This window comes from Aequorivita vitellina (genome assembly GCF_022008365.1).
Lineage (GTDB): Bacteria > Bacteroidota > Bacteroidia > Flavobacteriales > Flavobacteriaceae > Aequorivita > Aequorivita vitellina.
The window spans coordinates 100,140-115,992 of record NZ_JAIRBA010000002.1 but is presented as its reverse complement, the minus strand read 5'-3'; the positions used below and the strand labels follow the sequence as shown (position 1 = coordinate 115,992).

At 37.5% G+C, this 15,853-nt stretch carries 10 protein-coding genes; 7 read left to right on the top strand and 3 right to left on the bottom strand.

Annotated elements, in window-relative coordinates; translation table 11 throughout:
• Nucleotides 1-53 precede the first annotated feature (53 nt).
• Entirely contained in the window at nucleotides 54-2,063 is a 2,010-nt protein-coding gene (locus K8089_RS01540; protein WP_237601504.1) for an ATP-binding protein, read from the top strand.
• A complete protein-coding gene (locus tag K8089_RS01535; protein ID WP_237601503.1) occupies nucleotides 2,060-2,698 on the top strand; it encodes a response regulator in 639 nt (212 codons plus the stop codon). Before K8089_RS01540 ends, K8089_RS01535 begins: the two co-directional genes overlap by 4 nt.
• A 300-nt stretch (nucleotides 2,699-2,998) precedes the next feature.
• Here K8089_RS01535 and odhB read toward each other — a convergent pair whose 3' ends face one another.
• Complete coding sequence (odhB, locus tag K8089_RS01530; RefSeq protein ID WP_237601502.1) at nucleotides 2,999-4,270, bottom strand: 2-oxoglutarate dehydrogenase complex dihydrolipoyllysine-residue succinyltransferase; 1,272 nt, start codon at nucleotides 4,268-4,270, stop codon at nucleotides 2,999-3,001.
• Between the two features lie 231 nt (nucleotides 4,271-4,501).
• Complete coding sequence (locus K8089_RS01525; RefSeq protein ID WP_237601501.1) at nucleotides 4,502-7,273, bottom strand: 2-oxoglutarate dehydrogenase E1 component; 2,772 nt, start codon at nucleotides 7,271-7,273, stop codon at nucleotides 4,502-4,504.
• 113 nt (nucleotides 7,274-7,386) lie between these two features.
• Here K8089_RS01525 and K8089_RS01520 point away from each other — a divergent pair, with 113 nt between their 5' ends.
• Nucleotides 7,387-7,920 (top strand): alpha-ketoglutarate decarboxylase, encoded by a 534-nt coding sequence (locus K8089_RS01520; RefSeq protein WP_237601500.1) that lies wholly within the window; start codon nucleotides 7,387-7,389, stop codon nucleotides 7,918-7,920.
• Here the strand turns inward: K8089_RS01520 and K8089_RS01515 are convergent.
• The gene (locus K8089_RS01515; protein ID WP_237601499.1) at nucleotides 7,917-8,891 is read right to left on the bottom strand and encodes a polyprenyl synthetase family protein; all 975 of its coding nucleotides are present in this window, start codon (nucleotides 8,889-8,891) and stop codon (nucleotides 7,917-7,919) included. The genes K8089_RS01520 and K8089_RS01515 overlap by 4 nt on opposite strands.
• Nucleotides 8,892-9,049: 158 nt before the next feature.
• Between K8089_RS01515 and K8089_RS01510 the strand changes: the two genes are divergently transcribed.
• From K8089_RS01510 to K8089_RS01495, 4 genes are read left to right on the top strand one after another with little or no spacing between them, the layout of a single operon-like run.
• Nucleotides 9,050-9,661 carry a TetR/AcrR family transcriptional regulator gene (locus tag K8089_RS01510; protein ID WP_237601498.1) on the top strand — a complete coding sequence of 204 codons (612 nt, stop codon included), beginning with the start codon at nucleotides 9,050-9,052 and terminating at the stop codon, nucleotides 9,659-9,661.
• Nucleotides 9,654-11,033, top strand: a complete 1,380-nt coding sequence (locus tag K8089_RS01505) for a TolC family protein (protein WP_237601497.1) — start codon at nucleotides 9,654-9,656, stop codon at nucleotides 11,031-11,033. Before K8089_RS01510 ends, K8089_RS01505 begins: the two co-directional genes overlap by 8 nt.
• Nucleotides 11,034-11,069: 36 nt before the next feature.
• Nucleotides 11,070-12,230 carry an efflux RND transporter periplasmic adaptor subunit gene (locus tag K8089_RS01500; protein WP_237601496.1) on the top strand — a complete coding sequence of 387 codons (1,161 nt, stop codon included), beginning with the start codon at nucleotides 11,070-11,072 and terminating at the stop codon, nucleotides 12,228-12,230.
• A gap of 15 nt (nucleotides 12,231-12,245) precedes the next feature.
• On the top strand, nucleotides 12,246-15,743 hold the full coding sequence (locus tag K8089_RS01495) for an efflux RND transporter permease subunit (protein WP_237601495.1): 3,498 nt from the start codon (nucleotides 12,246-12,248) through the stop codon (nucleotides 15,741-15,743).
• Nucleotides 15,744-15,853: the final 110 nt, after the last annotated feature.

Genomic DNA, 15,853 nt, shown 5'->3' with positions numbered 1-15,853 from the left:
CATTTGTTTCCAATAAATTGAGTATTTTTATCTTCCTCTGAAATAACTCAATCGTGCTGAAAAAAATAATAGCAATCCTCCTCGTAGTTTCCCTGTACTCAACCATTGGGTTTGCACAAGATATTTCGCATTATGAAGCAATTGTAAATACCACTAAAAACAATACCCAAAAATTAACGGCGCTGGATAGCATTCTAAAGCGCACTTTTTCTACAAAACCAAATGCTTTTATAAGCTATAGCCTGCAATACATAGATTTAGCCTTAGCAATGGACAGCATTGAGTATGCCGCCAAAAAAGCAATGAATCTTCAATATCCATTGACTAATTATGCAAATGATCCACTGCAGGCAATTACAATTATAAATAGCGTTTTAGCGCGCAAATACAGAATAAAAGACAGCCTTTTATTGGGTGGATTATATATAAAACGCGGGAGTGCCAACACAAAAATTGATCTCAATAAAGCAGTTGCGGATTATAATAAAGCTCTCGAAAATTTTTCTTCTAAAAATTTTTTAAATATAGCAGACACTTACCTCTTTAGAGGGCAAGCATACTCGCATATGGGGAAATTTGTACTTGCCAGCGAAGATTTTACGCGGGCTCACACAATGTACGAAGAGAAAAAAGCATACAATTACATGGTCTATGCGCAACAAGGCATTATTAGCATGTTTAGCATGAATGGGTTTTATGAAAAGGCCAAAGTAGAACGCGACGCGCTAATTAAAAAAATGAAAAACCTTGGACTAAATGAATTTTTGTCGAACGAATATTACAATCAAGCCCTCGATTATAAGAAAATGGGCAAGGACAAACTTGAATACCAAATGCTTCTTTTAGCCGAAGAAAAATTTGACCACAGCGCTTCAAATCAATCAATTTACATTGGCATTATTTCTAGGATTATAGAATATTATTGCGACCAAAATGAATTAATTAACGCCAAAAAATATGTAGGCATTTTAGAAAACTTAGATTTTGATGTTTCGGGAAATCCGGTTGCCGAACTTAATTATTTAAGTGGAAAAGCAAAATACCTGCAAACCACAGGAGATTTGGAAAAAGCTTTGGCACTTACCCAAAGAAAACTCAATATCGCAAAAAAGCTTAAAATTGAAGATGAAATTATGCAAACCTATTCTCTTTTATCTGAAATTTATTACGATATGGGTGAATACGAAAAAAGTGTAGCCAACCTTAAAACAACAACAACTTTAAAAGATTCTATTTACAACCGAAGCAATACGTTTGCCCTCGCCTATTTCCAGACACTCTACGAAACCGAAAAGCAGGAAAAAGAGTTGGTGAAAAAATCAACCAATATTAGCCTTCTTAAAAAAGACAACGAAAATTTTAAAAAAGTTATGCTTTTCGGTGGAATTTCTACCTTATTGTGTTTCGGGCTTATTTTGCTAACTAGAAATCAAAGGCATTTAAAAAGCAAGAAGGTGCTTCAAGAAAAATTTAGTCAGGAATTACTTATTTCGCAGGAACGCGAGCGCAGACGCATTTCAAAAGACTTGCACGATGGGATTGGCCAGCAACTATTAGTTTTAAAAAACAAACTGAACACCAGCGGCAATACCGATGCTAAAAAAATGGTAAACGATGCTATTGAAGAGGTACGCGCCATATCGCGAGATTTACATCCTTTCCAACTTCAGGAACTCGGGATAACCAAAGCCATTGAATACAACATAAATTTTATTGATGAAAATTCCGATCTTTTCATCTCTGCCGAAATAGATAATATTGACAATATATTTAGCACTGAAGATGAGGTAAACATCTATAGAATTATTCAGGAAAGCTTGAGCAATATTTTAAAACACTCCAATGCCGAAGCTGGAAAAGTATCAGTAAAAAAAATTGCAAATACTGTATTAATCTCTGTCCGCGACAACGGACTAGGTTTCAATTTTGCCGAAAAATACCAAGACGACAAGTCTGTGGGTTTAAAAACATTATTTGAACGTACCAGATTTTTAAAAGGACAAGTAAAAGTAACTTCAATAAAAGACACCGGCACCGTGCTGGAATTTCAATTTCCATTATGAACAATTCAAAACCATCCATTATAATCGCCGATGATCATCCCCTTCTTTTAAAAGGGTTAAGCGACTTTTTATTAGAAAAAGGCTATAATCTTTTAGGAAGCGGTACCGACGGCAGAGAGGCTTATAACCTGATAACCCAAAAAAAACCAGACATCGCCATACTGGATATTCAAATGCCATACATGTCAGGTATAGAAATTGCTCAGCAATGTAAAGGAGCCAACATCAGTACAAAAATTGTGTTAATTACCCTTCACAAAGAAAAAGAATTGTACCAAAAAGCTAAGGAATTAAACATATTTGGATACATTTTAAAAGAATTTGCCTTAGAGGAAATAGAAAATTGCATAAAAACAGTAAAAGAAGGCTCACCCTTTTTCAGCGAAAAAATAAAAGAATTTATAGGCGTGGTGCAAGCAGAAGTTAGCGAGCTCGATACCCTTACACCTTCAGAAAAAAAGATTTTAAAGTTAATTGCGCAAGATAAAACCAATAAAGAAATAGCCTCACAACTCTTTATTTCGTACCGAACCGTAGAGAAACACCGAAGTAATATAATTACAAAACTTAAAATTGAACCCAAAACAAACAGTTTGCTTATTTGGGCAAAAGAGCATCACGATAAATTGCTTTAACCATTATTCGTCCGCATCCACAAAATTACGTGTTAACACGTATTTCATATTTCTATTGATTATAAGATATTTACAATATGAAGGATTCGGTATATTCAGAGAATAAGAAAAATAATTACAGCAGCTTATTTACTGGTAAAAAACCAGCAGTTCTCGTGCTAATAATTTCGATTGTTATAATTCTTTTACTGAATCTAATTAATACAATTCTTTTTAATTAAAAAGTTGAATACTAGCTAACCAAAAAAAATCCGGCTCTACAGGCCGGATTTTTTATTGCAATCTATTTATATTTTTGATTTACAACTCCAACGCACGTTTAACATCGTTATTCATTAGTAAATCTTCAGGGCTTTCCAATGCTTCTTTAATAGCCACTAAAAAACCAACAGATTCGCGACCATCAATTATTCTATGATCGTATGAAAGGGCCACGAACATAACGGGTGCTACAACAATACCGCCATCGCGTACAATAGGACGCTCTACAATATTGTGCATTCCTAAAATTGCAGATTGCGGCGGGTTAATAATTGGAGTTGAAAGCATGCTTCCAAAAACGCCACCGTTAGAGATGGTAAACGTACCCCCCGTCATTTCATCTACGGTAATTTGTCCATCGCGTGCTCTAATTGCCAATCGTTTCACTTCGTTTTCAACACCTCTAAAACTTAAATTTTCAGCATTTCTTATTACAGGAACCATCAAACCTTTTGGCCCTGAAACAGCAATCGAAATATCTTTAAAGTCATAGGTTATCATATAGTCTCCATCAATCATAGAGTTTACATCTGGGTATAGTTCTAATGCGCGTACAACCGCTAACGTAAAGAAGGACATAAAACCTAAACCAACGCCGTGCTTTTCTTTAAACTGTTCTTTATATTGGTTTCGCAATTCAAAAATTGCGGTCATATCTACTTCGTTAAAAGTAGTAAGCATCGCAGTTTCGTTTTTCGCCGAAACCAAACGTTCGGCAACCTTTCTACGCAACATAGAAAGTTTTTTGCGTTCGCTACCACGGCTGCCAGTTCCAGGAGTTCCCATTGATGGCGTTGCAGCATTATTTGCATCGTCTTTAGTAATGCGACCATCGCGACCCGAACCTTTAACATCTTTGGCATCTATATTTTTTTCGTCAAGGATTTTCTTGGCTGCTGGGGATGGCGTACCAGTAGCATAGCTTTTTTTATCCTGCATCTGGTTTGGTGTAGTAGATTTTGAAGGAGTTTCTTTTTTTGCTTCTCCTTTTTTTGAAGTGTCCTCCTGTTTTTCTTCAGTAGTTTCCGCATCTTTTTCCTTCGACTCCTTCTCTTTGGTTTCACCTGGTTTTTCAGCAGATGTATCGATTAAACATACTACATCGCCAACGGCTACCAAATCGCCTTCTTCAGCTTTTAGTGTGATAATACCACTGGCTTCCGCTGGAAGTTCTAGCGTAGCTTTATCGCTATCCACCTCAGCAATGGCTTGGTCTTTTTCAACATAATCGCCGTCTTTAACTAGCCAAGATGCTATTTCAACTTCGGTGATGGATTCGCCCGGAGATGGGACTTTCATTTCTAATGCCATATTGCTATTTATTTATTGCAACCTAGTGGTTGCTTTTCTTTATTTTTTAATTCAAGTCGTTTTTTAAACGATATTAATAATTTTCAATTCTTTTCTGTTCTATCTGTGTTTTTTCAATTTCATCTTTGCGTCTCAAATACTTTGAACTCAAACACAAAACCGAATCTATAATTTGTGCAATTTCATTAAGTGAATAACACTTTTAAAAGTAATAAATTCATTTTAAGAAAACTAATCCATATTTTTATCAAACACGTTTTCAATCACTTTGGCGTGGCGTGCTTTTGACCTCACCGTGCTACCAGCAGCAGGAGCAGCATACATTTTTCTGCTACAAACTCTAAAACTTCTGGCTTCTTCAAAATGCATCATAATATGCGAATAGGCTCCCATATTTCTTGGTTCTTCCTGCGCCCAAACCACATCGTCTGCATTCTTGTACTTTTTAAGTATCTTTTTCATTTCGTCAATAGGCAATGGGAATAATTGTTCCACACGTACCAAAGCAACATCGTCTCTTTTTAGTTCTTCTCTTTTTTCAAGCAAATCATAATAGAATTTACCAGTTACAAAAACTAATGATTTCACTTTCGTCACTTTTGCTTCGGGATCGTCAATTAGCATTTGGAAACTTCCTTTTGCAAATTCTTCTTTTGTTGAAACCACTTTTGGGTGACGGAGCAGACTTTTAGGAGTAAACACAATTAAAGGCTTGCGATAATCGGTTTTTAATTGTCTTCTAAACAGGTGAAACAGGTTTGCTGGGGTTGTTACATCTGCTACAAACATATTGTCTGTTGCACATAATTGAAGATAGCGCTCCATTCGTCCCGAAGAGTGTTCTGCTCCTTGTCCCTCATAACCGTGCGGCAGTAACAATATTAACCCATTTTGTAATTTCCATTTATCTTCGGCCGCCGAAATATATTGGTCTATCATGATCTGCGCTCCGTTGCTAAAATCGCCAAATTGGGCTTCCCATATTGTGAGCGAATTTGGACTGGCCATAGCGTAACCATAGTCAAACCCAACGACACCGTATTCAGAAAGTAATGAGTTGTAGATGTAAAAATCACCTTGGTCGCCCTTTAAGTGGTTTAGCAGCACTACCTCTTCTTCACTATCTTCCACTTTTATAACGGCATGACGGTGCGAGAAAGTTCCGCGCTCCACATCTTGTCCGCTCATACGTACATCGTGACCTTCATTAAGGAGCGATCCGTACGCCAAAAGCTCGCCCATGGCCCAGTCTAGTTTGTTATCCTCAAAATACATTTTATGTCTCGCTTCTACAAGTCTGCTAATTTTTTTGAGGAATTTTTTATCTTCTGGTAAATTTGTTATTGCTTCGGCTATTTCGTCTAGTTTTTTTAAACTGAAAGTGGTATCAACCGGCTGCATCATTTTATCTTCTTCGGCATAGTTGTACCCTTCCCATTCGTCTTGCATAAAGGCGGTAATAGCCGTTTTATCTTCCTTCCTAGAGTCTTCCAGATTTTCTTCCAGTTTATTTTTGTAATCTTGCTCTAGTTTGTCTATATAACCTTTATCAATTACTCCTTCAGCAATTAATTTTTCGGCATAAATATTACTCGGGTTTTCGTGCTTAGCGATTGCTTTGTATAGTTTAGGCTGTGTAAAACGGGGCTCATCGCCTTCGTTATGCCCGTATTTTCTGTAGCCCAACAAATCGATAAATACATCGCGGCCAAATTCCATTCTAAAATCTAATGCAAAAAGCATAGCGTGCACTACAGCTTCAACATCATCTGCATTCACATGTAAGATAGGCGAAAGGGTCACTTTTCCAACATCGGTACAGTAAATTGAAGAGCGTGCATCTAAATAATTAGTTGTAAAGCCTATTTGATTGTTTACAACAATATGAATGGTTCCTTGCGTTCTATAGCCGTCTAACTGTGCCATTTGTACAATTTCGTACACTATGCCTTGCCCTGCAATTGCCGCATCGCCGTGAACAATAATTGGCAGCACTTTATTGGGATGCTCCTTATGATGGTCGTCTTGCTTGGCTCGCGCAATTCCCTGTACCACTGCGCCCACCGTTTCTAAATGCGAAGGGTTTGGTGCAATGTTTAGGTTTATTTCTTTGCCAGATTCTGTTTTACGCTTTGAAGTCCAACCTAGGTGGTACTTTACATCGCCATCAAATATATCTTGTGCATAATCTTTTCCGTCAAATTCGCTAAAAATATCTTTTGCGCTTTTTCCGAAAATATTTGTGAGGGTACTTAAACGGCCACGGTGAGCCATTCCCATCACAAATTCTTCAACACCTTTTTCGGCAGCATTTTCAATTAGAGTATCTAATGCAGGAATTAAACTTTCGCCGCCCTCCAGTGAAAATCGTTTCTGACCAACGTATTTTGTATGTAAAAAACTTTCAAAAGCAACAGCTTCGTTCAACTTTTTAAGAATATGCTTTTTGTGTTCGTTTGAAAAACTTGGTTGATTATCATTGATATTCAACTTGTGTTGAATCCATTGAATTTCGTCTGGTTTGCGGATGTACATATATTCAATTCCTATAGAATCGCAGTATATGCTTTCCAAATGTTTGATGATATTTTCGAGGGTGGCATCGCCAATGCCGATAATTTCACCCGCCCTAAAAGTTGCTTTTAAATCGTGTTGTGAAAGACCAAAGTTTTCAATAGCTAAAGTAGGCGTATATTTTCTACGGTCTCTAACCGGATTTGTTTTAGTGAAGAGATGGCCACGCGTACGGTATCCATCAATTAATTGTATTACTTGAAACTCCTTAATTACATCTGCACAGATGGCGCCAACATCGTATTCAGGGGTTTCAGCAGGTTCTGGCGAGCCAAAGAATTCGGCAACGGTATTTTCAGAGCCAAAGTCGAAACCTTGGAAAAAAGCGCGCCAACTAGGCTCAACACTGTCTGGGTAATGTAAATATTTTTCGTAAAGTTCAGCGATTTGAGATGGGTGAATCGCGTTTAAAAAAGAAAATTTATCCATGATAAATGTACAAAAGGGTCATTTTGATAAAACGGTACAAAAATACAACAATTACACAAACTACTCGACTTGATTCTATATATTTATAGTTAGAAAATCTTAAAGTATTCATAATGAAAAAGACTGAATTTAGGTATGTTAACAAATTATTTTGCACATTGCTTTTTCTTTTTTGCATTACTGCAGTTTTCAGTCAAAAAAATAAAAACGAATTTTGGCAACATGTGCGTTTTGGCGGCGGATTTGGTCTAAGTTTTGGCGATGGTTTTTTTAGCGGCACCATCGCGCCAAGCGCCATTTATCAATTTAACGACCAGTTTGCTGCGGGAGTAGCATTTAATGGTACGTATGCCAGTTTAAAAAACGACACCAATGCTACAATACTAGGTGGTAGCGTGCTAGCACTTTACAATGTTGTACCCGAAATTCAACTTTCGGCAGAGTTTGAAGAATTACACGTGAGTAGAAAATATAAATATTTAGGAAGCCCAGATGTTATGCGCAACTATTGGTATCCGGCCTTATTTTTTGGCGTGGGTTTCCGTAGCAATAACTTTACAGTTGGCATTCGTTACGATGTGCTTTATGATGCAGATGAGAGTATTTACGCAAACGCTTTTGCACCGTTTGTACGTATGTATTTTTAAACAACGCGCTCCATCAAATCTTTCCCAAACTCGCGTAGCATTGACTTTTTTTCTTCTGAAATTTCAATATCATTTAAAAACGAATCGGCTAAATGACTAAATTTCTCTATCTCACGTTGCGTCGCTTGGGCCGCACCAGATGTTAAGAATATTTCTTTTACCGTTGCAATTTTATCAGTAGGATCCTTAGGATTTATGCTAAAAAGGTGTTCCAATTCATCTGCTTGTGTAGATGTGCCTTCCCCTACAGCCATTAAGTATAAAAACGTTTTTTTATTCGAAATAATATCGCCTCCCACTTGTTTTCCGAAAGTTTCGGGGTTTCCAAAAACATCTAAATAGTCGTCTTGCAATTGAAATGCAATGCCCAAATTTCTTCCAAATTGATAAATTTTGTCCTGATCGCTTTGTGAAGCCTCCGCTACAATAGCCCCCATTTTCATAGCCGCGCCCAACAAAACTGCAGTTTTATGATCTATCATTTTAATGTATTCTACCAGCGATACATCGTCGCGGGTTTCAAAATCCATATCGTGTTGTTGTCCTTCACAAACCTGCAAAGCCGTTTCACTAAACAGTTTCGCCAATTCGCGAAACATTTTGGGTTCGTAGTTTTCAAAAAATCGATACGCCAAAATAAGCATCGCATCGCCAGAGAGAATGGCCGTGTTTACATCCCATTTTTCGTGCACAGTCCTTTTTCCCCTTCGCAACGGGGCGTTGTCCATAATATCGTCGTGGATAAGTGAAAAATTATGAAATAACTCTACAGCCAGAGCCGCGTTCATCGCTTTGTTAAAATCGGTTTCAAAAAAATCGCACACCATTAATGTTAATGCTGGTCTAATACGTTTTCCTCCCAGGGCCAGAATATAGTTTATGGGGTCGTAAAGTTGATGCGGGCCTCCTTGTGGAACAGCTTTTTGGAGCTGTGTTTTTAGCGCCGTGCTATATTTCAGTAAAATTTCCATTCGTCAAAAAAAATTTCGGCTAAAGTAAAACAAGCAAAGCAAAAGCGCACAGTATTCCGTCGAAAAATAGCGTTGCTGTTAAGCTTCTGTTAATAAAATAAAACTTTGGAAACTAAGATTGTTTTTAAAGTTTCCGCGACATATCTTTGTCACCCTTTATGAAAAATAAAATTGTTGAAAAGGCCACTGAGCTTTTTCTGAAACTTGGTTTTAAGAGTGTAACGATGGATGACATTGCCAACGAAATGGCGATATCAAAAAAAACCATTTACACTCACTTTAAAAATAAAACCGCATTAGTGGAGGAGTGTACCTGCACTGTAATGCACAGTATTACTGATGAAATAGACAAGATACGCTCACAAAACCAAAATCCAATCGCAGAACTTTTTGAGATAAAAAAATTTGTGATGTACAAAATTGAGGATGAGCACGCTTCGCCTCAGTTCCAATTACAAAAATATTATCCCGAAATAAGTGAAAGTCTAAAAGCGAATCATTTCGAAAAAATGATGGAATACACGCGTAATAATTTGCGCAGAGGTATTGAGCAAGGGCTTTACCGAAATAATTTGAACATAGAATTTATTGCCAGAATGTATTTTCTAGGTATTCACGGCATTAAGGATCAAAGTCTTTTTCCACCAGTAAATTTTTCTGTAAAATTTGTGAACGAGGCATATCTTGAATATCATTTAAGAGGAATTGTAACAACTGAAGGATTTAACACACTAAATAAATACATTAAAGCGCACCAAACCAATGATTAAAAAACTATTAATTTTCAGTTTTATAACAACTGTTACTTTCGGCTTTACGCAACAGCAGCAAGATTACCGTTTTAGTTTGCAGGAGGCCGTAACCTTTGCGCTAGACAGTAATTACGCTTCTATAAATGCACGCCGCGACATTGCCAAGGCCATAAAACAAAAATGGGAAACCACAGCACAAGGCCTTCCACAAATTGATGGAAACATTAGTTATCAAAACAATTTAAAACAGCCTGTAACACTTATTCCCAGTGAGTTTGGCGGAGGCGAACCCGGCACCTTTACCCCAGTAACTTTTGGCACAAAACAAAATGCAAATGCTGTGGCCACACTAAACCAACTTATTTTTGACGGCAGCTATTTGGTAGGACTCCAAGCTGCAAAAGCATTTTTAAGGTTTTCTGAAAATGCAAACGAAAAGACCCGTCTCGAGGTTAGAAAAGGTGTAATTAATGCTTACGGAAGCGTACTTTTAGCTCAGGAATTGGTCGCCATTTTTGAAAAAAATAAAACAAATCTTGAAGACAACCTTTTTGAAACCAGAAAGATTTTTGAAAACGGTTTAACCGAAGAGGAAAGTGTAGAGCAACTGGAAATCACCTTGCTAGATATTGAAACCCAACTCAATAATGCCCGCCGTAGCCAGAAAATAGCAAAACAAATGTTTAATCTTGCGTTGGGAATTGACGTAGAAACCCCAGTAACACTAACAGACAATCTAGACCAACTTGCAGACAATAACATAAGTCTTGCTTTATTGAACGCTCAATTAAATCTTGAAGAGAATGTTGATTATAAAATTGCTTACAATCTCACCGAGCAGCGCTATCACGAAATGAGGCTTGAAAAAAGTAAATATTTACCAAGACTATCGGCATTTGTAAATTATGGAACATCGGCCAATAATAATGATTTCAGTTTTTTAAATGGTGACCAAAAATGGTATCAGTCTTCGGTTTTGGGCGTGAGTTTAAACATACCCATTTTTAGTAGTGGTATGCGCAGTGCTAGCACACAACGCGCCCAAATTGCACTAGATCAAGCAAAAACCGAGTTTGAACAAAGTAAGCAACAAATAAAACTGGACCTTACTTCGGCTAGAAGCAATTATCAATTTGCTATTGAAAATTATGAAAACTCAAAGAAAAATCTCGCCTTAGCAGAGCGCATTGAAAACAAAAACCAAATAAAATTTACTGAAGGCTTAGCTGCAAGTTTCGATTTACGGCAAGCTCAAACACAACTTTATACTGCGCAACAACAATATTTTCAGTCGATGTTGCAAGTAATAAACGAAAAAGCAAATCTTGAAACTGTGCTTAATATTCCGCAGCTTCGAATAGATTCAGCAACCATCAAAAAGCAATATTAAAAAACCAATTTCAACATAAAGCGAAAATTCAATCCAATGAAAAAAGCACTTCTATTTTTAATAATCCTCGCCACTTTTGCTTCCTGTGGTCGTGATAATAAATCGGTAGATTCTGTTATCGACTCTGGCGACCTTTCCGCAGTAAAAGCTAAAAGAACCGAGCTTAATAAGCAACAGCGCGAATTAAAAAGTGAAATTGACAAACTCAACCAATTTATAGACAAGCACGAGAAAAAAGAACGTCCAACCTTAATAACTGCAGAAGTTATAAAAGACACCATTTTTAAACACTATGTAGAAGTTCAGGGCAATGTGGTTACAGACCAAAACGTGGTGCTGAACGCAGAATATTCCGGAGTGCTCACTAATATCTATGTAAAAGAAGGTCAAAATGTTTCAAAAGGGCAACGTCTCGCAAAAATTGACGACGGTGGGCTTTCAAGTCAAGTGGCGCAACAGGAAGCACAAATGGCTTTGGCAAAAACTACCTTTGAACGTCAGCAAAGACTTTGGGAACAGAAAATTGGTTCCGAAATTCAATATTTACAAGCCAAAACTAGTTATGAAGCCGCCAAAAATCTTACAAATCAGTTGCGCTCCCAATTGGCAAAAACTGTAATTACCGCACCCTTTAGTGGTGTTGTGGACGAAATAATTACAGATCCCGGACAAGTTGTAATTCCTGGCCAAAGTCCTATTATTAGATTAGTAAACTTGAGCAATATGTATGTGAAGGCTTCCATTCCCGAAACCTATCTTCGAAATATTAAAAAAGGGACGCAAGTAAAAGTAAAGTTAGCTTCAATAAACGAAGAATATAAAGGAACCGTTCGCCAAGTAAGTAATTATATAAACCCCAATAACCGAAGTTTCGACATTCAAGTTGAAATACCGAACGAAAACGGCTTGGTAAAACCAAACCTAATTGCTACGGTAAAAGTGAACGATTATAGCGCCGAAGATGCAATCACCGTTCCTGAGAATATTTTGCAGGAAAATGCAGCTGGCGAAACAATAGCATATCTCTACAAACCAGTAAATGATTCCGTAGGGGTTGCAAAACGCGTACTGCTAGAAACAGGGCTTTCTTATGAAAACCACACAGAAGTTAAAGCTGGAATTAAAAAAGGCGATACCATTATTAAAGAAGGTGCAAAAACCCTTCGCGATGGTCAAAAAGTAACCATCAAAAACTAAGAAACCCTTTGCACCATGAGCAAAAACCCGTACAAAGAATTTAGTATTTCGTCTTGGGCCATAGACAATAAAATGACGGTCTATGTAATTATGGCCATTGTCCTTTTTTTGGGGGCAATTGCTTATTACACGATGCCGCGCGAAGCTTTTCCCGAAATTATTGAAACCAAAATCTACGTGAGCTCTGTCAACCCTGGAAACTCCGCCGAAGATGTTGAAAAATTTATTACCGAACCCTTAGAGGAAGAATTTAAAAACGTTGGTGGTGTAAAGGAAATTACCTCAACAACGCTTCAAGATTACTCAATTATAATTGTTGAATTTGAAGAATCTGTAGATATTCCTGTGGCCAAACAATTGGTGAAAGACAAAGTAGATCTAGTAAAAGCCGAAACCACATGGCCCACACTAACCAATGGTGGAAAAGTAGAACCCAATGTTTTCGACTTAAACTTTTCTGAAGAAATGCCAATCCTAAACATCAATTTAACAGGCGACTACCCTGTACAACAGTTGAAGGATTATGCCGAATATCTTCAAGATAAAATAGAATTGCTGCCACAAATAAAAGAAGCCACCATTCGCGGCGCCGAAGAAAAGGAAGTTGAAGTTGCCGTTGACATCTATAAAATGACGGCTTCGCAAGTAAGTTTCGACAATATTATAAATGCAATAAAGGGAGAAAATAGTACCATTTCTGGGGGGAATATTATCACCAATGGCGTTCAGAAAAACATCCGTATTACAGGCGAAATAAAGGACCCAAAAGAACTGGAAAAGGTTGTAGTTAAAAAAGACGACGGAATCATTTTCCTAAAAGACATTGCCGATATAAAATTTAAGGAAAAGGACGCTACCACCTACGCCCGCGAATACGGCGAGCCAGTAGTAATGCTCGATGTAAAAAAACGTGCGGGAAAAAACATGATTGAAGCCGTTGAGCAAATTAAGGACATTGTAGCAGAAGAACAGGATAGTTATCTTCCAAAAAGCCTAGACATAACGCTCACTAACGATCAATCAATAAAAACCGAAAACCAAGTAAACGATTTGGTAAACAACATTATTTTCGGAGTTATTTTAGTTGTACTCGTTTTAATGTTTTTCTTAGGATTTAGAAATGCATTATTTGTAGGTTTCGCCATTCCGCTTTCCATGTTAATGTCGTTAGTTATTCTTTCGGCATTGGGCTTTACGCTAAACACAATGGTTCTTTTTGGGTTGGTCATGGGGCTGGGAATGCTTGTTGACAATGGCATTGTAGTGGTTGAAAACGTATATACTTTAATGAGTGAAGGCATGTCGCCCCGAAAAGCCGCCAAACAAGGTATGGGCGAGATTGCTTGGCCAATTATTGCCTCTACTGCTACTACATTGGCAGCGTTTTTCCCACTTGGTTTATGGCCAGGAACCATTGGAAAATTTATGATTTATTTCCCTATAACGCTTTCAGTTGTGCTCTCGTCGTCGCTTTTTGTAGCGCTGATTATTAACTCCATGCTTACTTCAGAATTTATGAAAACTGAAGAAGAACCAATGACAAAAAAGAAATTAATTCGTTGGAGTTTAATTTTGCTGGGAGTTGGTATTTTACTGGTAGTCGTTGGTTTTGCAATTGATATTGCAGCATTCCGTGGTTTCGGAAACTTGGCTATTCTCGCTGCAATTATGTTATGGGTTTACAAATACATCTTAGCGGGTGCAGTTGACTACTTTCAATATAAATCGCTTAAAAAACTTGAAAATTTTTATGAAAACACGTTAAAATATGCCTTGCGCGGTAAAAAAGCATACGTGTTCTTTTTCGGTACAATTGCGCTTTTATTAATGTCGTTCGTTTTGGTAAGATTGGTACAGCCAAAAGTACTTTTCTTCCCAGAAAATGAACCAAACCAGATTATAACATACATAGAATATCCACAAGGAACAGATATTGAAAAAACGAATAAATTAACCAAAAAAGTAGAACAGCGGGTTTTTGATGCTATTTCAAAATACAACGATAACGGTTATAATTATATGGTAGAATCTGCTATTTCGCAGGTTGGCCAAGGTGCCGGAAACCCTATGACCGACGGTGGCCAAAGCAACGACATGCCACAAAAAGGTAAAATCACCCTTTCTATGCGCGACTACCAATTGCGCCGCGGTGTAAAAAGTAGCGATGTTTTAGAAGAAGTGCGCGAGTCTGTAAAAGGTTTTCCCGGCGCTTCCATTATTGTTGAAAAAGATGCCGCAGGTCCGCCCGTGGGCTATCCCATTAATATTGAATTAGTGGGTGAAAATTACGAAGAAATGCTGCGTCAAGCCGAAAATCTACGTTCGTATATTGAAGGCTTGGGCATTAGTGGTATTGAAGAACTGAAAATAGACGTAAACAAAAGTAAACCCGAAATGGACGTGACCGTAGATCGTGAAAAAGCGGGACAACTGGGTATTTCCACTGGGCAAATTGGACTAACGTTACGACGTGCAATTTTTGGGGAAGAAGCATCAACCTATAAAGATGGCGATGATGATTATGAAATTAACGTACGCCTTTCAGACAAATCTCGTTATGATGAAAGTGCCCTCTTTAACCAACCAATTACGTTTAGAAACAATCAAGGAAAAATTGTGCAAGTGCCAATTTCGGCAATGGTTACAAAAAATAATACAGCATCTTTTAGCTCCATTAAAAGAAAAGATTTAAAGCGCACTATCACCCTTTATTCCAATGTTTTGGGGGGTTACAATGCCACTGAAATTGTAAACGATCTAAAAGCCGAATTACAAAATTATGAACTTCCCAAAAATATAAACCTCGCATTTACTGGCGAACAGGAAGAACAAGCAGACAATATGGGTTTTCTGTTGTTAGCACTCTTTTACGCCATGGGAGGTATTATGCTAATTCTGGTGGCACAATTCAACTCTATAAGTAAACCCTTAATAATTTTAACCGCCATCGTACTTAGTTTGGCAGGAGTGTTTCTAGGCTTGGTGATTTTTCAAATGGATTTTGTAATTATAATGACGATGATGGGTATTATTTCCCTCGCGGGAATTGTGGTAAATAACGCCATCGTGTTAATAGATTACACCCAAATTCTCATCGATAGAAAAAAATACGATCTGCAAATGGAAGATGATCAAATGCTCACCAAACGCCAGTATTTCGATTTGATAGTTGCGGGCGGAAAGTCGCGTTTACGTCCTGTTTTGTTAACTGCTATTACAACTGTACTTGGACTAATTCCGTTGGCAATTGGATTTAATATAGATTTCTTTGGCCTATTTACAGATTACAGCCCAAATATTTATATAGGTGGAGACAACGTAATTTTCTGGGGGCCGCTTGCGTGGACGGTAATTTTTGGATTAATTTTCGCCACATTCTTAACCTTGATTGTGGTACCTGTAATGTTTTATTTGGTAAACCGCGCCAAGATTAGATTCAGAAAAAAGCGCAGGATGAAGGAATTGATGAAGCTACGGGCGAATGGAGCTTCTAATAATAATCGTATTGTCTAAATAATATTGATAAAAGTAATTTAACAGATCTGCAAGGTTTACAAAACCTTGTAGGTCTTTTCTATTTAAATATTCCTGTACTTACCAATTGGCAGGTTCGTGGCAATCAA